Below are 18186 nucleotides of genomic sequence, written 5' to 3' on the forward strand. Positions count from 1 at the left end.
GGATTTTCTAAATGATGAGTGCCCTACGGGATTGGGGCATTGTTGGTGCGTAGGCGAAGCCGAGCCAAGGCTTTATGAATCCTGGGGGACAACCGTCACCACATCGCCGTCCTGCAAGAACCCGACGCCAGAGGTGACCACCTGTTCCCCCGATGCCAGCCCCTGAAGAATTTCGACCTGGGCGGCCTCGTCGCCGCTGGCGGCAATGCGGTTGCCCAGCTCCACCTCGCGGGCCTCGACCACATTGCCTTCGCTCAGCACAAACACTTGGGTAGTGCTATCGGGCTGGGGCTGTAGCGCCACAGCCGGAATCGTCAGCCCCTGGCGCGAGCTGGTGGTGACCTCACCGCGCAGAAAAATGCCGGGCCGCAGCAGGTCGCTGGCGGGCAGAGACACATTTACCGTCGCCACCCGAGTCGCCGCATCCACCACCGGGTCAATGGACTGCACCGTACCCCGGAGCTGGATACGGCTGTCGGCATTGGAGGTGACCGTGACCGGGGCACCGATCGCCACCTGGTCGAGCTGGGTCTGAGGCACCTCGGCGGCCAGCTCCAGCTGGTTATTTTGAATCAGCGTCACGATCGGGGTGCCGGGGGCCGACACATCGCCCACGGTGGCCTGGCGTTCAGCCACTACTCCGGCGAGAGGCGCGCGCACGGTGGTTTGGCTGAGCTGGGTTTGCAGCCGGTCGATGGCAGCCTGCTGCGATCGCACCCCCGCCTCCGCACTTTCCACCTCGGCCCGCGACAGGCTGATCGCCTCTTGGGCGGTAACGGTTTGGGTGCGCTGGCGGGCTAGTTCCTGCTGGCTAATGGCCCCCTGATCGGCTAGAGATTGCAAACGGGCTAGATTTTGCTGGGCCTCCGCCAAGGTGGCCTGGGCTTGGGCTAAGGCCGCCTGCCGCTGGGTCACCTGGGCCTGGGAGACCGACAGCTGGGCCTGGGCCTGGCGCAGATCGGCTTGCAGGGTGGCGTCGTCTAGGGTGGCGATCGCCTGCCCGGCACTGACCGCATCGCCCTCGCGCACTAAGATCTGGCGAATCTGTAGACCGCTGGCCTGGGGGGCGATCGTCAACAGATCGGTTGCTTGCACGCTGCCGTTGATAGCCAGGGTGTCGGCCACTGTGTCTGGGGTAACAACGGCCACCGTCACGGTCTGGGTCGCCACTGCGGGGGGCGCTTCTGTCTGATCAGACGGGGTATTCTCTCGCCCGCCCAAAAGCTGGGTACCCACCAGGGTAAGCAGCACCCCAGCCCCCATGCCCAGTAGCACCCCCGACCAGCGACGGCGGGGCTCACGGCCAGCGCTGGCCTCACTATAGTGGGTCATATCCTTTTCAGCCGGTGAAACAGCCGCCGCCGACTGAGGATCGGAGGAATGGAGATCTGGCACAGACAAACCCTCAGGGATCAACGGCTCGATAGATTACGAAATGTTTATTTTCTCATTATGGCTTAAAGCCCGGCATCCTTGGGATCGCTTGTTTTATCAAGGAAATTGCCGCTTGACTCAGCCTTTGGCAACTAAACTAATCGTTTTTACTGACTCGAATCACACACCCAAACGGGGAAGGTTTGGTCTAATAGCAAGATATCTATTGCGTGAGCTTCACCCAGTCGTCACTGCTCTCTCACGCCAACGGCTCGACTCTAAAAAGGCAGGTCTTGGGAATGTTTAACGCCACCGAAATTTTGATCAGTGACTTTGTCGACAAGCTGCGGGTGGGCTACCACCGCACCTACGGCGGCCAAAACCCCGACTACGAAGACATCATTGCCTGGGCGGGCAGTATGGCGCTAGAAAACATCGCCAACAGCGATGCACTTTACCACAACGTCGAGCACACGGTTTTAGTTGCCCTCGTCGGTCAAGAGATTCTGCGGGGCAAGCACATCCGCGAAGGCGGCGTCACCTGCAAAGACTGGATGCACTTTATTATTTCCCTGGTCTGCCACGACATTGGCTACGTCAAAGGGGTGTGCCGCAGCGACCAAGACCGCAACCACCTCTACTCCACCGGCCAGGGCGATGATATGGTGCCGCTAAAGCCCGGTGCTTCAGACGCCGCCCTGACGCCCTACCACGTAGATCGGGGCAAGCGCTTTATCGAAGAACGTTTTGGCGGCAACCCGGTAATCGACTCCAAAATCATTAAGCGCAACATTGAGCTGACCCGCTTCCCGGTGCCCAAAGAAGAAGACCACCAAGATACCCAGCACTTCCCTGGCCTAGTGCGGGCCGCCGACTTGATCGGTCAGCTCAGCGACCCCCGCTACCTCAAGAAAATTGGGGCGCTGTACTACGAGTTTGAAGAGACCGGCCAAAACAGATACCTCAAGTACGAGCACCCCGGCGACCTGCGGGCCAACTACCCCAAGTTTTACTGGAATGTGGTTCACCCCTATATTCAAGACGGTCTGCGATATCTGTCGCTCACCCAAGAAGGTAAGCAAATAATTGCTAACCTCTATTCAAATGTGTTTATGGTGGAGAACGAGCAAACCGTAATCCACACCTAATACCGTCTATGACCTGGTGGCGCAAGCTTAGAACGAATCGTTTAGCTCAGCTTGGGGCGATCTTGCTGATTGCTCTATACGCTGTGGCCTTGGGGGCCGACTTTTTTGCCCCCTATAGCCCCTACGAATCTCAGCTCAATGGGTCGCTGCTGCCACCTACCCAGGTGTACTGGCGCGATGCCGAAACCGGGCGGTTTTTTCCCCACGTTTATCCCACCACCCAGGGGCCGGTCGACATCAACACCGGAGAACGAAAAATCATTGTCGATCGCACCCAGCCCTCGGCCCTGCGTATTCTTCATCGCAGCGACGAAGGGCGGCTGACCCTGTTTGATACCGCTGGCCCCGCCCGCATCAACCTGCTGGGCACCGACGAGCAGGCCCGCGACCAGTTCAGTCGGCTAATCCACGGCAGCCGGGTTAGCCTCAGCGTAGGGCTGATTGGCATTGCGATTTCCTTTCCGCTGGGCATGCTGGTGGGCGGTATGGCCGGATACTTTGGCGGGGCGGTCGATGCCGTGCTGATGCGCCTAGTGGAGGTGCTGATGACCATCCCCAGCATCTATCTGCTGGTGGCTCTGGCAGCGGTGCTGCCTGCGGGTATCTCCAGCACTCAGCGCTTTTTGCTGATTGTGCTGATTACTTCGCTGGTGGGCTGGGCGGGTCTGGCGCGGGTAATTCGCGGTCAGGTGCTGTCGCTTAAAGAGCGTGAATATGTACAGGCCAGCAAGGTAATGGGGGGGCGATCGCTCTACATTATTACCCGCCACATTTTGCCCCAAACCGCCACCTACGGCATTATTGCTGCCACCCTGGCGATTCCTGGGTTCATTTTGGCCGAGGCGGTGCTGAGCTTCATTGGGCTGGGTATTCAACAGCCCGATGCCTCCTGGGGCAACATGCTTACCCTGGCGACGAATGCGTCTATTCTCGTTCTCCAGCCCTGGCTGGTTTGGCCCCCAGCGATTCTGATCGTCGTGACTTCTCTAGCCTTTAACCTGCTAGGCGATGGTCTCCGCGATGCCTTAGATCCACGCACGCTAAAGCAGTAGCCACCCCCAGGGAAAAGGGGTAACAGTCTGAAGCTGTTTTTCCCTTGAAAATCTCTCCCGTGCTAGATAAATCTGCTCTGTCTGAAGACTAAGCTGCCACTGTCACAGTCAGGAGGGCTGGGGTTGTGGGACTGATTGAGCTACTGATTTTACTCGTTGTGGCCGCTATCTGTGGCGCTATCGGTCAATCGCTGGCCGGCTATACGGCCGGGGGCTGTCTGACCTCCATTGTGGTGGGCTTCATTGGGTCGTACCTGGGTGTGTTAATTGCCCGCAGTGTGGGCCTGCCGGAGTTTTTTGCTCTCCAGATTGGGGGGCAGTCCTTTCCGATTATTTGGTCGATTATTGGGGCCACCGTTTTTACACTCATTCTGGCGGTGCTGAACCGGCTTCTAGTGGGACGTCCTAGAATCTAGGGGAAAAGATAACCCCTTAGACATTTAGCCTCTGCATGGTGCTGCCCTGGCAACTCGTTGAATGGGCGATCGCCGCTCTAGCCGCAATCGCTCTGTTTCTCAGCCTCTGGATTGTGGTGCCGGCCCCAACCTTTTTGCTCTTGCCCCTAGGTGTGGGGGCTCCCGAGGTCAGCCCATTTTTGCTGCTGGGTCAGGGACTGCTGCTGGCGCTGGCGTTGGTGCTACGAGGGGCGAAGGTACGAGACAGAGGGCGATCGCGCAGTTTTGTGTGGTTCCTAACCATAGGATTCAGTGCTACCGGCCTGGTGCTGAGCAGCTTGCCCCTGCTGCAGTTGCCAGCTACGGTGCGGCGGGCCGAGGCCCAAATGCAGAGCGGGTTGGGCGCAAACTACAGCAGCCAAATCTCAGCCCAGGTAAGACCATTGCTGCGATCGCACCCCTTTACCCTAGAGGATCTGATTCGGGGGCTACCAGAGCCTGCAATCGCGCCCCAGCATCAGACCGTCTTAACCCCAGACGGTGCCGCTCTGGCCCTAGACATCTACCAGCCGCCTAAATTCTCTACTCAGCCGGATTTACACCCTGCTATCGTCACTATTTACGGAGGCGCGTGGCGACAGGGTGAACCCGCCGCAACGGCCCGCTTTAGTACCTATATGGCGGCCCAGGGCTATACGGTCGTGGCCATCGACTATCGCCACGCGCCCCAGTACCGCTTTCCCACCCAGCTGGAGGATGTGCAGACAGCACTGGGGTGGGTTCGCGATCGCGCCCCAGACTACCGCATCGATGCCAACCGCATCGCCCTGGTGGGATGGTCGGCAGGAGCCCATCTCGCCATGCTGTCCGCCTATCAAACGGTGGGATCTCCTGTACAGGCGGTAGTCAATTATTACGGTCCAGTCAACCTGTCGGCAGGCTACTACGACCCACCCGTGCCTGACCCCATCGATACTCGCGCTGTATTAGACGCCTTTTTGGGCGGTTCCCCCGCGCAATTCCCCGAGCTTTATCAGCAGGCCTCACCGATATTCTCCATCAGGTCGGGGCTGCCGCCAACGCTGCTGATCTACGGTCAGCGCGACCATGTGGTCAAGCCTAGCTATGGTCGGCAGCTGTACGAACAGCTCCAAGTTAGCGGGAATTTGGCGGTTCTAATCGCCATCCCCTGGGCCGAACATGCCTTTGATGCTGTGTTTCGCGGCCCCAGCAATCAAATTGCCCTGTACTATACGGAGCGATTTTTGGCCTGGGCGCTACGGCCCAACCCGTAGTCTTTCGACCTCAACCCGTTTCTTCCAGGGACGTAAGGCAGTAGCCTAAAGGGAGCGGGTTCAACAGAGGCATGATGGTCACACTGGCATCGATTCGGCCAATCCGATGGGTCTTAACCGCGATGCTTTGCCTGTCGCTGCTGGGGTGCGGGCTCATTAACCCCAGGCCGCCGAGGGCAGTGGTTGAAGGTGCGATCGCCCAAAAGCTCGCCCAAACCCAGGCTGTTCTCTACCGTCAGTTTGCCGCCGCCCCCGCCGATCGAACTCAGGTGGGCCGCATTCGCATTACCGACCATCACTGGACTGAGCTTGCCGGGCAGTCCACCGTAGAAGTTGCCGGAACTTACCACCTCAAAGGGGGAAGCCTAACCAACGCCCAACGGAGCCAGACCCGAGAGTTTGATGTCTATCTCCAGCGGGGCGCAACCAAAGACCAGTGGCTGCTGTTAGAGCCGGTTAGCGTCCAAAGCAGAGATGCCCCTAAGTGGCAAGCAATCCCGCTCTTAACAGCGAGTGAGAATCAGCCAGAAAATCCAGGTTAGCCCTTAGACAACGGCACTGGTGTCAGCTTCAACTGCCGCGTCGGCCTGCCTATAGGTTTCTCCAGTAAAGAGTTGGTAGAGTTTCTCAACTTCCGTCAGAGCGTTAAACTCTTCCTCGACCTTAGTTCTAGCCGCAGCGCCCAGGCGGTTGCGGGTGTCGGCATCCTTCATCAGAAAACTGATGCAGTCTGCCAGGGCTTGGCGATCGCCCGGCGGCACTACGTAGCCGTTCACCCCTGAATGCACAAGCTCGCTCACCCCGGCAACCTGGGTGGCGACGACCGCAACGCCTGCCGCCATCGCTTCCATCAGCACAACGGGGATACCCTCGGCAAAGCTAGGCAGCACAAATATGTCAGTATTTTTAAGATGCTCTCTCACTGCCGCCTGAGATTGGTAGCCCAAAAAGCGCACGTGATTCTGTAACCCTAAGTCGCTCACCTGTTGCTCCAGCAGCGCCCGATCGGCTCCATCACCCACGACGGTTAAAACCATATCGGGTTCGATACGGATTAATTCTGTCAGGCCTTCTAGCAGAACCGGCAACCCTTTTTCAGCCGCTAATCTGCCCACGTAGAGCAGACGCTTGCCCATGCCCTTGTGGGTGACCGTCTCAAACAAACTGGGGTCAACGCCACAGTGCACAATTTGCAATTTGTTCCACTGGTCGGGTCGCGAAAAAATCATCCCTTGACTGCGGCAAAAATGACTGATGCAGGCCACAAATTTGGCGTGCTTAATTTTTTCATCCACCCGCCATCGGTAGGGCTCAAAAAAGATGTGGGGGCCATGCATCGTGAAGCTAAAGGTAAACCCACCCAGCTCGGCAGCGAGCATAGCTACTGTGCAGCTAGAGCTAGCAATGTGGTTGTGCAGATGGGTGATATTTTGAGCAGCAATGCGATCGGCTAAAATGCCTGCTTCTAGAAAATAGATCAGCTGGTAGAGAAACCCCTTTATCCCAGGCTGGCTCGTGGCCCAGGCCAGCTTAATACTGGTTAAGTAACGGCCTGGATTACCCCATAGCAACACCAGATGGGCTTTGATCAGCAGACCCAGGTTAAAGGGCAGGAGGTAATGGGTTTGCGATCGCTCCGCCGCCTGTTCAGGGCCAACAATAGCGTCATCTCCGGGGCGGCGTACCGCAAAGGTAAAGACCTCTAACCCCAGATTCCTGAGCCCTACAACCTCACGCTGAATAAACGTGTCTGTGGCTCTCGGATAGGTGCCGGTAAAATAGGCAATGCGCATAGGGCTTTTCGCCATGACTAGTAATAAAAAATAAGTAGTGGGAAATAGAGGGTAATCAAGCTTCTAAGCCTCTGGGTTCGTCACCGGGACAGGCTTATACTCAATCAGCGTAGCGGGCTGATTGCGCCAGCGGTTAAGCCAGTATCGGCCTTGCCCAATCACCTGAGGAAGCTTTGAGACAGTACAGAAAAATGCGTACAGTTGAGAATTTCCAGGCTCGTCGCCCTGACTGTGACGATATTTATAAATCTTCCATCCTAAAACTGGGTAACCTAGCAGCAGCAAGAGGCTGAGCCCGCGTGTAGGCCAGGCCAGACCCAGGGCCAAAAGCGGAACAATTGCCCCCCATAGCCAGCCACTCTTGTCTTCTTTAATCATGTATGACTCAGGGGGCTTCCCATACATAGCTTTCCCTTCCGCCACGGCCCAGCCCCCGCGAATCGATCGCTTCCACCACTGACCAAAGCGAGTCATCGCGGCATCGTGCAGGGTCATGTCGGCGTCAATGCGCTCTATTTTCCAGCCCTTCCGTCGCAGACGAATGCACATCTCCGGCTCTTCCCCGCAAATCATTTTAGGGTTGTAGCCACCCACCGCTTTAATCGCCTCCACACGGGCCAGCATGTCGCCGCCGCAGGCTCGGGTCTCGCCCACCGGAGTGTTCCACTCCATATCCGCTAGGCGATTGTAGGGAGATGCCTCAGGAAAGCGCTCTCGCCGCCGCCCACAGACAATGGCGAGAGCCGTGTTGCTTTCCAGTGCTGCCAAAGCCGCGTTAATCCAGGTAGGCAGCAGCTCGCAATCGCCGTCAATGAACTGCACGTAGGTTAGCTGGGGAAAATTCTCGACCAAAAACTGAAAGCCTGTGTTGCGCCCCCGCGCCATCGTAAACGGCACAGACATATCAAGCTCAACAACGTTAATGCCCATCTCGCGAGCCTTCTCCACACTGCCATCGGTAGAGCCCGAGTCTACATAGACAATAGGACTTCCCGCAGGCACGTTGTTCTGCAAAGACTTGAGGCAGCGAACGAGGCGCTCACCTTCATTGCGGCCAATCGTCACAACGCCAATCTGATGCATATCAACGCGGGGATTAACAACTAAAGCTCAAACTAAAAAATACAGCCTGCAGAACGAAGCTAGGATAGATTTTTAAGAAATTTACCAAGACTTCATCAAGGGTGCATTTTAGATCCAGAATTTGAGTTTGCTCTGAAAGAAAACAGGGTTAATGCCCTGAAACAGATTTTAATGGCACTTCGTGCAGCCGCTTTTAGCCGTGCCAAATCCTCAAATTTCGAGGACATTTTTAAGAGTTTATCTTTGCCTAAACAAATTACTACTATTTTTGGCAGTGTTGGGACTTGGCATCGTCAATTAGTCAATGTTTCTGAAGGGAGTTTCTTTCAAATCAGAACCTCTAAAAAATCTCAAGAAATTAGGTGAGTTTATATCCAAATTGAAACCTTATCAAGCCTGGAAGTAATACGAAATCCAATTTAGTAAACCCCGATTTATAATCAGGAACCCCGTAGGGGCGTAGCATGCTACGCCCCTACAAATCGGGGGTATTCCTTCGGGATTTGGTATAAGACGGCAGTCTAGGATGGATATATTTTGCCCTAAAAAGCCCTGATCATGACTTCTCAGGCATACATAATCAGGGCTTTTTTAATGAATGGGCCGTTTAGACGGGTTTAGCGCTCTACCGCTAAACCCACAGGGCAAGCCACACTAGTGCCTCCCAGGCCACAGTAGCCACCTGGATTTTTAGCTAGATACTGCTGGTGGTAGTCTTCAGCGTAGTAGTACTCTGGAGCCTCCAGAATCTCAGTGGTAATGGGGCCATAGCCAGCGGCATTGAGCGCAACTTGGTAGGCTTGCTTAGAGGCTTCTGCCAGTTGGCGTTGAGCCTCAGAGTACACGTAAATGCCTGAGCGGTATTGGGTGCCTACGTCGTTGCCCTGGCGCATGCCCTGGGTAGGATTGTGATTTTCCCAAAAGGTTTTCAGAACTTGCTCATAGCTGACTACCTTCGGGTCGAAGACAACCTGCACTACCTCGTTGTGGCCGGTTAGACCCGAGCATACCTCCTGGTAGGTTGGGTTAGGGGTGTAGCCAGCGGCATAGCCAACCGATGTAGAGTAAACCCCCTCTAGCTGCCAAAACTTGCGCTCGGCTCCCCAAAAGCAGCCCATACCAAACAAAGCCAGCTCCATGCCAGCCGGGAAAGGTGGGGCCAAGCGGTTGCCGTTGACGTAGTGCTTTTCAGGCACAGGCATTGCTGTAGCTCGACCCGGCAGCGCGTCGTTAGGAGCGGGCATTTCTGACTTTTTGCCTTTGCCTAAACCGAAGAAAACCATAGGAATTATTGCAGTTTGTGTAGAAGGACTAACTCAACTATAGCGTTATCACCTTGGGGTTTCCTGAGAGAGGGGGTGTCCCTGGCCTGTGAGTCCGAAGGGAATGGGCGATCGCAGTCCAATCCAAAAAATGCCCAGCTCCTTGTGGTTCTAGGCACTAATGATGCTTACCGATGGAATAGATTGCCAGCTTAGGAACCGACTTCGCTCCAGTGCCTATGGGTTTAGCGATAGTGGCGATCGAGCCGCAGCACCGTTTCTAGCAGAACATTAGCCCCGTTAATGCACTCCTCAGGGGTGGTGTACTCCACCTCAGAGTGGCTGAAGCCGCCTTCGCTGGGCACAAAAATCATGCCCATATCGGTAAAACGTCCCATTTCGAGGGCGTCGTGGCCAGCGCGGCTGGGCATGGGCATGTGGCTCAGGCCCAGGTGGCTGCTCACCTCAGCAATAACCGCTTGAATATGGTCGGCTGCTGGGCTAGGGGCCACATTGAGTTGAGGCACAATCTCTATTTTGGTGTCGGTATTCTGGGCAATCAGCCGCAGTTCTTCCTTCAAATCGTCGATTAGATCGTTGATCACGTGCTGGTTGAGGTCGCGCACGTCAATGCTACATTGCACCTGCCCAGGCACAATATTGTCGGCGTTGGGCCACACTTGCAGGGCACCTACCGTGGCTACCTGCTGGGCGGGAGGGCGCTTGCCCAAACGGTTTACCACCAGAACTACTTGAGCGGCTGCCACCAGGGCATCCTGACGCTGATCCATCGGGGTAGTGCCAGCGTGGTTGGGCCGCCCAGTGATGTGGATTTGGTAACGCTGCATGCCCACAATGCCCTGCACCACGCCAATTTGTTTTTGAGCAGTTTCCAGTACCCCACCCTGTTCGACGTGGAGTTCGACAAAGGCGCAGACGTCGTCGCGGGTGCGCTTAGACAGGGAAAGCTGCTCCCAATTACCCCCTGCTGAATTAACACACTCGTCAATAGGGCGGCCATCTTTGCGGTGGTAGTTGGCAGCGTCGAGGGAGGCGGTACCGGCCATGGCGCGGCCCCCAACCATAGTGTCTTCTTCGTCGGCAAAGACAATTACCTCAAAGGGATGGTCAAGGGTGATGTCGTTTTCCTGAAGGGTACGGGCCACTTCAATACCTGCCAGCACTCCAAGGTTGCCGTCAAACTTACCGCCGCAGGGCACCGTGTCGATGTGGGATCCAGTGGCAATGGCTGGCGCATGGGTGCGACCATTCCGGCGACCAATCAGGTTGCCGGCGGTGTCAATACAGGTGCTCAAACCTGCTTCTACCATCCACCGTCGCACTAGCTCACGTCCTTGAAAATCTTCTGGACTAAAGGCTAACCGACAGATACCGCCGTTGTTGAGCTGCCCGATTTGAGCTAGGTCGCCAATGTTTTGATTGAGTCGCTTGCCGTTGATGCTAAGGGTTTGTAGAAGAGCCATGGGTACTCAGTGGGGAGGAGTTTGGTGAAGGGATGAAACGTCTAACTCCAAAAAACGTTACAGACCATCATAAACCGTGACGTCTCTGTATACAGTCCATTGTATACAGAGTTTCGCCTGAGTTCTGTTTAGGGAGAACTTTTTGCAAAATGATGGCTAGAATGAGGTAATACCGCAACAGCGGCGATGGGCGAGGGCCCAGCGGCTTCCCTGCGGGGAAAGCGTGAGCCGCCATCTCGCAGCCAGACCTTTCGCTCAAGGGCACTTAGCCATTCAAGATCTTGGCCCAGCTACCCCTAGATTGCCCTCAATCCAGCCGTAATTTAGCGGCTGATTCAGAACTGCCGCAAAAACCGAAGGTCACTGGTATAAAGTCGGCGAATGTCGTCGATTTGGTGCTGGACCATGGCCAGGCGCTCCACCCCTAGCCCCGCTGCGAAACCGCTGTAAACCTCGGGGTCGTAGCCCACAGATTTCAGCACGTTGGGGTCAATCATGCCGCAGCCCAGCACCTCTAGCCACTTGCCCTGCCACTCTACATCTACCTCAGCAGAGGGCTCGGTGAACGGGAAAAAGCTGGGCCGAAACCGCACGGGAATCTCGCCGTAGAGGGCTTCCAGAAACACCTTGATGGTGCCGCGCAGGTCGGTGAAGGTGATGTCGGTATCCACGGCGAAGAACTCGATCTGGTGAAACACGGCGGCGTGGGTGGCATCTACCGTGTCGCGGCGGTAGCAGCGACCAATGGCCACGGCCCGCAGGGGTGGCTCGTTAGACTGCATGTAGCGGATCTGAGTGTTGGATGTGTGGGTACGCATCAGATGGCCGTTGGGCAGGTACAGGGTGTCCTGCATGTCGCGGGCTGGGTGATCGGGCAAAAAGTTGAGAGCTTCGAAGTTGTAGTAGTCGGTCTCAATTTCGGGGCCATCGGCGACGGTGTAGCCCAGGCCCACAAAAATATCGACAATGCGATCGATGATGCTGTTGATGGGGTGAATGCGGCCCTGGGGCTGGAAGATGCCGGGCATGGTGACATCTAGCGTCTCAGTGGCTAGCTGGGCCTCAATGCGGGCGGCCTCTAGGGCACTTTTACCCTGATCGAGCTGGGTTTGAATAAGTTCTTTAACTTCGTTGGCCAACGCACCAATGCGGGGACGCTCTTCGGCGGAGAGTCTGCCCATGCCCCCCAGTACCTTGGAGAGCTGGCCCTTTTTGCCCAGGTAGCCAATGCGCAGCCGCTCTAGCTCGTCTAGGGTGGCGGCAGCGGCGATCGCGCCTCTAGCGGCCTCCTTCATGGCCATCAGGTCGGTTTCGAGCGAGGTGGGTGCGGCGGTCATTCTGGGTGTATGGTGCAACAACAATATTAGGGAGGCTAACCCGGCCAGCCCTGGGCAATACCTTGGCGCTCTAGGCTAGCTTTGGGCTTTGACTATTTTAGTGTGGCAGGGGAACAGTCATGAATATTCTCATCAGCAACGACGACGGCATTTTTGCCCTGGGCATGCGCACCTTGGCCGATACCCTGGCGGCAGTGGGGCACCGGGTCACTGTGGTGTGCCCCGATCGCGAGCGGTCGGCCACGGGTCACGGGCTCACCATGCACAAGCCGATTCGGGCCGAGATGATCGAGTCAGTGTTTAAGGATGACATTGAAGCCTGGAGCTGCTCTGGCACCCCCGCCGACTGCGTCAAGCTGGCCCTAGGGGCACTGATGGCAACGCCTCCAGATGTGGTGGTCTCAGGCATCAACCACGGCGCCAACCTGGGCACCGATGTGGTGTATTCCGGTACGGTGTCGGCGGCGATGGAGGGGGTAATGGAAGGCATTCCCGCGATCGCCGTCAGCCTGACGAGCTTTACCCAGGGCAGCTTTGCCCCCGCCGCCGACTTTATTTGCGATCTGCTGGGCGATCGCGATCGGTTTCCCCTAGAGAGCCCCATGCTGCTCAACGTCAACGTGCCAGCGGTGGCGGCGAGGGAAATCAAGGGAGCCAAAATTACCCGCCAGGGCATCCGCCGCTACCTCGACCAGTTTGAAAAACGTATTGACCCCCGAGGCAAAATCTACTACTGGCTAGCGGGAGAAGCGATCGAAGACATCGAGGATCCTCTACCTAATCAGGGCTGGCCCCTAGATCTAACCCAGGCTTTGGCGGCGATACCCACCGATGTGCAGGCGATTCGCGATCGCTATATTTCGGTTACACCGCTGCAATATAACCTTACCGCTGTGGGCGATCTGCTAGATTTGGCCCAGGGGCAGCGGCCGCTGCTGCCAAAGTAAAAAATGTAACCTGCGGCGGGATCTCGCTGCGCTGCGGGGCAGACTAAGGTGAAGGTTGACATTAGCACCCTGAGGTCTTTTAGGTAGGGTGGTTGGCCCACCCTGATCATTTTGATCAGAGTTCATTACTATTAAAGAAATCTCAGGTTGATCTCTACCCTAAGGCACATTCGTATTCCTAGCCTGATGTTCCATGCTTTCCCATCCCCGAGAGATTCATGGCTGAGCTTACTGAGCAGTTTTTAGTCCGGTTTTGGGGCGTGCGTGGGAGCATCGCTTGCCCAGGGCCGACTACGGTGCGCTACGGCGGTAACACCTCCTGCGTTGAGATGTTAGTTGGGGGGCACCGCCTGATTTTTGACGGTGGCACTGGCCTCCGGGAGCTGGGGCTGGCCCTGCTGGCCGAAATGCCCGTAGAAGCCAATATGTTTTTTACCCATTCCCACTGGGATCACATTCAGGGCTTTCCTTTCTTTGTGCCGGCCTTTGTGCGGGGCAATCGGTTCAATATCTACGGTGCGATCGCTCCCAACGGCTCTACCATCGAGCAGCGCCTCAACGACCAAATGCTGCATCCCAACTTTCCGGTACCGCTTCAGGTGATGGGTGCCGACCTCAAGTTTTGCGACATTGAAGTGGGCGAAACCCTGCACATCGGCGACATCACCATTGAAAACGCCCTGCTCAACCACCCTGGCGAAGCGGTGGGCTATCGGATCACCTGGCAAAATCGGGTGGCCGCCTACATTACCGATACCGAACACTACCCCGATCGCCTAGACGACAACGCAGTGTGGCTAGCCCGCGATGCCGACGTCATGATCTATGACTCCACTTACACCGACGACGAGTACAACGACCCCAAATCGAGCAAAGTGAGCTGGGGCCACTCCACCTGGCAGGAGGCGGTGAAGGTAGCCAAGGCGGCGGGAGTTAAAACCCTAGTGATTTTCCACCACGACCCCGCCCACGACGATGACTTTATGGATCAGGTGGCGGCCCAAACCCAGGCCGTCTTTCCGGGAGCAGTCGTGGCTAAAGAAGGTATGGTGATCGACTTAACCGCCTCTGCCCACGCAACCCTACCGTCAAAAGCCACTGGAATTTAGAGGTTTAGGGATATCAACTATGCCCAGACTTCATCTAACCCAAACGTTGCATCTGCGAAGTTATGGCTCAGATGGGTCGAGCCCAACAGTCTGTGTAAAAATGTAAAGCGTGTGGATCACGTCTTCGCTTACGACAGCTATTACCCCAACGGCGATCGCCCTGGGGAATTTTGATGGTGTCCATTTGGGTCACCAAACCGTCATTCGCTCAGTAGTACCGCTGGTTGCCCAGCAGCAGAGTTTGCCCAATTACGAGATGCCGCCTGCTCGGGTGCCGCTTCGGGGGTTGAGCCATCGCCAGCGAGCCCAGCTCAGTCCGGCCATCCCCAAGGTTGAGCCAAGGGAAGTGCAGGTGACCCCAATGCCCACGGTTATGACTTTCTTTCCCCATCCCCAAGAGTTCTTCTCGGGTAGGGCAAGGCCGCTGTTGACGCCCCTGCCCGAGAAAGCGGCCCAAATTAGCCGCTTGGGTATTGGCCAACTGGTGCTGCTGCCCTTCGATCAATCTCTGGCTAACCTATCCCCTGAAGACTTCGTGGAGACACTGCTGGTCAAGCATCTGCAGGTGCAGCATATTAGCGTGGGTAAAGACTTTTGCTTTGGCAAGCAACGCCGGGGCACCGTAGACGATTTGAAGGCGCTGGCCTCTCGCTACGGGGTGCAGGTGCACATTGCCCCCCTAGTGGATCTAGGTACCGATCGCATCAGCAGCTCCCGCATTCGCCAGGCGTTAGAAAAGACCGATCTTGAGACGGCCAAGGCCCTGCTGGGGCGGCCCTACAGCCTGGTAGGCCGAGTGGTGCAGGGGCAGCAGCTGGGGCGTACCATCGGGTTCCCCACCGCGAACCTACATTTACCCCCCGAGAAGTTTTTGCCCCCAAGCGGCGTGTACAGCGTGTGGGTTCATGGGGCCACTCAGACCCCGTACCCTCTTGTGCCTGGGGTGATGAACCTGGGCACGAGGCCGACGGTGAAGGGGATATCCCTCACTGCCGAAGTGCACCTGCTGAACTGGCAGGGCGATTTGTACGGTAGAACCCTGGAGGTCTCCCTGCACAGTTTTTTGCGGCCTGAGCAAAAGTTTGGTGGCCTCGACGACCTCAAGGCCCAAATTCAGCGGGACTGTCGGCAAGCGTTAGGAGAACTGGCGCGATCGCCCTCCCCAGGGTGATTGACCATCACCGGTAGGCAGTTTGAAGCCAATCGGGGCATCATAAACCTAGAGAGATCAACTCAAGTCTAGACCTGGAGAGTTAGCTGTGGAGCAATCGCGACTCCCGATAGCTCTTGATCGTGGACTTGGCATAACAGGGGTCAGTAGAATGCGCGAGCGGATTGAGACGCTGCTTCAAAACTTAGACAAAACCATCGTTGGCAAATCAGACTCCATTCGATTGGTGCTGGTGGCATTGTTCTCTGGGGGGCATGCCCTGCTGGAAGATGTGCCAGGGGTCGGCAAGACCCTGCTGGCTAAGTCTCTAGCTCGCTGCATCGACGGCGTCTTTCAGCGCATTCAATGTACCCCCGACCTGTTACCCACCGATGTTACCGGCACCAACATCTGGAACCCCAGCAGTGGCGAGTTTCAGTTTATGCCGGGGCCGGTCTTTGCCAACATTCTGCTGGCCGACGAAATTAACCGAGCGACTCCCCGTACCCAGTCGGCGCTGCTGGAGGTGATGGAAGAGCACCAGGTGACTCTCGACGGCCGGTCGCGCCCGGTGCCCGCTCCTTTTTTTGTGATTGCAACTCAAAACCCAGTGGAATACCAGGGCACCTTTCCCCTGCCCGAAGCCCAGATGGATCGCTTTGCCCTCTCCTTTAGCCTGGGTTACCCCACGGAGAATGAAGAGTTGAGCATGCTTCAGCGGCTAGGGGGCGGGGCATCTCCCCACGATATTCAGCCCTGTATCACCCTGGATGAGGTCATGGCCTTACGAGCTGAATGTTCCCAGGTGACTGTAGAAGACTCGCTACAGCGCTATATCCTCGACCTGGTGCGGGCGACCCGCACCCACAGCGACATTACTCTAGGGGTCAGCCCTCGCGGCTCGGTGGCTTTTCATCGGGCAGTTCAGGCTCTCGCTTATTTAGAAGGACGGAGCTACGCCATTCCTGACGATGTTAAGCAGTTGGCACCCCACGTAATGGCCCACCGGCTGATTCCCGCTGGGCATCACCAGTCTCAGCGACTGGTGGCTGACCTGCTCGAAACTACCCCAATTCCCTAAACCCAATCCCTGCTCTAGTCCAGATGGGGTCAAGTCTCTACTGCGGAACGAAAATTCCCCAGGGGAGAATGGTAGTTTTTATAGCCAAACAGCCCATAATAGGGGCGGTGAACTGAAGGATCGCAATTTCCTATGCCAAGAACGCCCAGTGAGTACGTCATTCACATGCTGTTTGATGGCGGCCACCACGAAGAGGTACGCTTTTCTTCCATTCAAGATTTTCAAAAGTGGTATAGCGGCGAACTGATGCCCAAGGCCACCTCCGACGAGTTCATTACGGTGCCCCTGCCCAAGGTCAACCCCGGCGAATATATGGTCATTCGTCCGTCTCGGATCAGCGCGATTCGGGTTGAGCCGGTATTTAGCTCTAGCGTCGAGCGGTATTGATGCTTGGTCGGGTGGGATTAAACGCCAATATTCAAGGGCTCATGGTCGCCGTGGGAACGGTAGCTTCCCTAGTGGCCTGTAGTGGCGGATCTATAGCGCTGGCGGCAGCGGGGCTTGAACCTCAAAATTTTCTGGTTTCAGAGCTTCCCGCTGGGGAAGAGCCCTCAGTCGGGCTGCCCCTAAGGCCGGTAGCGGCGGTGGAGGAAAGCTCCCTGTGGCCTGAGCTTGTGCTGCCTGGCGATCGCCAGGTGTTAATCCAGGCCATCAACCACAGCCTCACCTACCTGGCTACGCCCAAGGCAGAATTGGATTATCAAGATTATCTGGTGCCTGGGATTACCCGCGATCGCGTGTGGCGCAGCCTACAACGACTGCGGCAGCTAGTCGCGACCAGCCCCAACAATCAGGCATTTCAGGCTGCTCTACGGCAAGAATTTGTCCTGTACGAATCCGTTGGCGCTGACGGCGAGGGTACCGTCGCCTACACCGGCTACTTTGAGCCGCAGTATCGAGCCAGCGCGGTTCCCAATGCCGAGTACCGCTATCCCCTCTATCGCCGCCCCCCTGGGCTGGAGAGCTGGCCTCAGCCCCACCCCACTCGGCTAGAACTGGAGGGTGTGGATGGACTGGCGGGTGGGCAGGGTGATCTTGCCGGGTTAGAACTGGTGTGGTTAGCCAGTCGCCTAGAGGCGTTTCTCGTCCAGGTGCAGGGTTCGGCCAAGCTCCAACTCACCGATGGCACAGTCATGTCGGTGGGCTATGCGGGCCGCACTGAATATCCCTACACCAGCATTGGTCGTGCCCTGGTGGAAGACGGCAAAATTGACCTAGATAGCCTCTCGTTGCCCAATCTGCTGGCCTATTTTGAATCCCATCCCGAAGAGCTAGATCGCTATCTACCTCAAAATGAGCGGTTTATTTTTTTCCGCGAGGGGGATGGTGGGCCACCTTCAGGTAGCCTAAGTGTGCCGGTGACGGCTGGGTACTCGATCGCTACCGATAAGTCATTGATGCCCCCAGGGGCGATCGCAGCCATTCAGCTAACATTACCCCAGCAAACGCCCCAGGGCGACTGGGTCAGCCAACCCACTACCCGACTGGTCCTCGACCAAGATACGGGCGGTGCCATCCAAGGGCCTGGACGGGTTGATTTATATGTGGGGCCTGGCCGCCACGCTGGAGAGGTTGCTGGACGTATCAATACGTCAGGACGTTTATATTACCTGCTGCTGCGCCCTTGAGAGAGCGCAACTGGCCCCACGATATTCCCTCTGGTTTGCCCCAGTAGG

At 56.7% G+C, this 18186-nt stretch carries 17 protein-coding genes; 11 read left to right on the forward strand and 6 right to left on the reverse strand.

The window, feature by feature from the left end; translation table 11 throughout:
* Positions 1 to 72: 72 nt before the first annotated feature.
* Positions 73 to 1395: an efflux RND transporter periplasmic adaptor subunit gene (locus VB780_RS01135; protein WP_323349299.1), complete on the reverse strand. Its 1323-nt coding sequence runs from the start codon at positions 1393 to 1395 to the stop codon at positions 73 to 75.
* A gap of 278 nt (positions 1396 to 1673) precedes the next feature.
* Between VB780_RS01135 and VB780_RS01140 the strand changes: the two genes are divergently transcribed.
* From VB780_RS01140 to VB780_RS01160, 5 genes are all read left to right on the forward strand, one after another.
* Complete coding sequence (locus VB780_RS01140) at positions 1674 to 2522, forward strand: Npun_R2479 family HD domain-containing metalloprotein (protein WP_323349300.1); 849 nt, start codon at positions 1674 to 1676, stop codon at positions 2520 to 2522.
* 8 nt (positions 2523 to 2530) lie between these two features.
* Positions 2531 to 3574: an ABC transporter permease gene (locus tag VB780_RS01145; RefSeq protein ID WP_323349301.1), complete on the forward strand. Its 1044-nt coding sequence runs from the start codon at positions 2531 to 2533 to the stop codon at positions 3572 to 3574.
* A 125-nt stretch (positions 3575 to 3699) separates the two neighbouring features.
* On the forward strand, positions 3700 to 3990 hold the full coding sequence (locus VB780_RS01150; RefSeq protein WP_323349302.1) for a hypothetical protein: 291 nt from the start codon (positions 3700 to 3702) through the stop codon (positions 3988 to 3990).
* A gap of 35 nt (positions 3991 to 4025) precedes the next feature.
* A complete protein-coding gene (locus VB780_RS01155; protein WP_323349303.1) occupies positions 4026 to 5264 on the forward strand; it encodes an alpha/beta hydrolase in 1239 nt (412 codons plus the stop codon).
* A 122-nt stretch (positions 5265 to 5386) separates the two neighbouring features.
* Complete coding sequence (locus tag VB780_RS01160) at positions 5387 to 5806, forward strand: hypothetical protein (RefSeq protein WP_323349304.1); 420 nt, start codon at positions 5387 to 5389, stop codon at positions 5804 to 5806.
* Positions 5807 to 5809: 3 nt separating this feature from the next.
* On the opposite strand, the gene VB780_RS01165 is transcribed toward VB780_RS01160, so the two are convergent.
* The 5 genes from VB780_RS01165 to pheS form a co-directional block, all read right to left on the reverse strand.
* Positions 5810 to 7057: a glycosyltransferase gene (locus VB780_RS01165; RefSeq protein WP_323349305.1), complete on the reverse strand. Its 1248-nt coding sequence runs from the start codon at positions 7055 to 7057 to the stop codon at positions 5810 to 5812.
* A gap of 63 nt (positions 7058 to 7120) precedes the next feature.
* Positions 7121 to 8140: a glycosyltransferase family 2 protein gene (locus tag VB780_RS01170; RefSeq protein WP_323349306.1), complete on the reverse strand. Its 1020-nt coding sequence runs from the start codon at positions 8138 to 8140 to the stop codon at positions 7121 to 7123.
* Between the two features lie 617 nt (positions 8141 to 8757).
* Positions 8758 to 9423: a peptide-methionine (S)-S-oxide reductase MsrA gene (msrA, locus tag VB780_RS01175; RefSeq protein WP_323349307.1), complete on the reverse strand. Its 666-nt coding sequence runs from the start codon at positions 9421 to 9423 to the stop codon at positions 8758 to 8760.
* A gap of 224 nt (positions 9424 to 9647) precedes the next feature.
* Entirely contained in the window at positions 9648 to 10886 is a 1239-nt protein-coding gene (locus VB780_RS01180; protein ID WP_323349308.1) for a Zn-dependent hydrolase, read from the reverse strand.
* Between the two features lie 335 nt (positions 10887 to 11221).
* Positions 11222 to 12223, reverse strand: a complete 1002-nt coding sequence (gene pheS / locus VB780_RS01185; RefSeq protein ID WP_323349309.1) for a phenylalanine--tRNA ligase subunit alpha — start codon at positions 12221 to 12223, stop codon at positions 11222 to 11224.
* 119 nt (positions 12224 to 12342) lie between these two features.
* On the opposite strand from pheS, the gene surE reads away from it, so the two are divergent.
* The 6 genes from surE to VB780_RS01215 all read left to right on the forward strand — a co-directional run bounded on the left by surE (position 12343) and on the right by VB780_RS01215 (position 18138).
* Complete coding sequence (surE, locus tag VB780_RS01190; RefSeq protein ID WP_323349310.1) at positions 12343 to 13170, forward strand: 5'/3'-nucleotidase SurE; 828 nt, start codon at positions 12343 to 12345, stop codon at positions 13168 to 13170.
* Between the two features lie 218 nt (positions 13171 to 13388).
* Complete coding sequence (locus VB780_RS01195) at positions 13389 to 14279, forward strand: MBL fold metallo-hydrolase (protein WP_323349311.1); 891 nt, start codon at positions 13389 to 13391, stop codon at positions 14277 to 14279.
* Positions 14280 to 14388: 109 nt separating this feature from the next.
* On the forward strand, positions 14389 to 15450 hold the full coding sequence (locus VB780_RS01200; protein ID WP_323349312.1) for a bifunctional riboflavin kinase/FAD synthetase: 1062 nt from the start codon (positions 14389 to 14391) through the stop codon (positions 15448 to 15450).
* Positions 15451 to 15601: 151 nt separating this feature from the next.
* Positions 15602 to 16510: a MoxR family ATPase gene (locus tag VB780_RS01205; protein WP_323349313.1), complete on the forward strand. Its 909-nt coding sequence runs from the start codon at positions 15602 to 15604 to the stop codon at positions 16508 to 16510.
* Positions 16511 to 16642: 132 nt separating this feature from the next.
* The gene (locus tag VB780_RS01210; protein ID WP_323349314.1) at positions 16643 to 16897 is read left to right on the forward strand and encodes a hypothetical protein; all 255 of its coding nucleotides are present in this window, start codon (positions 16643 to 16645) and stop codon (positions 16895 to 16897) included.
* Positions 16897 to 18138: a murein transglycosylase A gene (locus tag VB780_RS01215; protein ID WP_323349315.1), complete on the forward strand. Its 1242-nt coding sequence runs from the start codon at positions 16897 to 16899 to the stop codon at positions 18136 to 18138. Before VB780_RS01210 ends, VB780_RS01215 begins: the two co-directional genes overlap by 1 nt.
* Positions 18139 to 18186: the final 48 nt, after the last annotated feature.

The organism is Leptolyngbya sp. CCNP1308 (assembly GCF_034932455.1).
GTDB lineage: Bacteria > Cyanobacteriota > Cyanobacteriia > Phormidesmidales > Phormidesmidaceae > Nodosilinea.

What these genes read in the sequence shown, in the direction of transcription:
- pheS (WP_323349309.1), bottom strand. Translation starts at nt 12,223, where the DNA reads ATGACCGCCGCACCCACCTCGCTCGAAACCGACCTGATGGCCATGAAG.
- VB780_RS01165 (WP_323349305.1), bottom strand. Translation starts at nt 7,057, where the DNA reads ATGCGCATTGCCTATTTTACCGGCACCTATCCGAGAGCCACAGACACG.
- VB780_RS01205 (WP_323349313.1), top strand. Translation starts at nt 15,602, where the DNA reads ATGCGCGAGCGGATTGAGACGCTGCTTCAAAACTTAGACAAAACCATC.
- VB780_RS01140 (WP_323349300.1), top strand. Translation starts at nt 1,674, where the DNA reads ATGTTTAACGCCACCGAAATTTTGATCAGTGACTTTGTCGACAAGCTG.
- msrA (WP_323349307.1), bottom strand. Translation starts at nt 9,423, where the DNA reads ATGGTTTTCTTCGGTTTAGGCAAAGGCAAAAAGTCAGAAATGCCCGCT.
- VB780_RS01170 (WP_323349306.1), bottom strand. Translation starts at nt 8,140, where the DNA reads ATGCATCAGATTGGCGTTGTGACGATTGGCCGCAATGAAGGTGAGCGC.
- surE (WP_323349310.1), top strand. Translation starts at nt 12,343, where the DNA reads ATGAATATTCTCATCAGCAACGACGACGGCATTTTTGCCCTGGGCATG.
- VB780_RS01195 (WP_323349311.1), top strand. Translation starts at nt 13,389, where the DNA reads ATGGCTGAGCTTACTGAGCAGTTTTTAGTCCGGTTTTGGGGCGTGCGT.
- VB780_RS01210 (WP_323349314.1), top strand. Translation starts at nt 16,643, where the DNA reads ATGCCAAGAACGCCCAGTGAGTACGTCATTCACATGCTGTTTGATGGC.
- VB780_RS01145 (WP_323349301.1), top strand. Translation starts at nt 2,531, where the DNA reads ATGACCTGGTGGCGCAAGCTTAGAACGAATCGTTTAGCTCAGCTTGGG.
- VB780_RS01160 (WP_323349304.1), top strand. Translation starts at nt 5,387, where the DNA reads ATGCTTTGCCTGTCGCTGCTGGGGTGCGGGCTCATTAACCCCAGGCCG.
- VB780_RS01215 (WP_323349315.1), top strand. Translation starts at nt 16,897, where the DNA reads ATGCTTGGTCGGGTGGGATTAAACGCCAATATTCAAGGGCTCATGGTC.
- VB780_RS01180 (WP_323349308.1), bottom strand. Translation starts at nt 10,886, where the DNA reads ATGGCTCTTCTACAAACCCTTAGCATCAACGGCAAGCGACTCAATCAA.
- VB780_RS01155 (WP_323349303.1), top strand. Translation starts at nt 4,026, where the DNA reads ATGGTGCTGCCCTGGCAACTCGTTGAATGGGCGATCGCCGCTCTAGCC.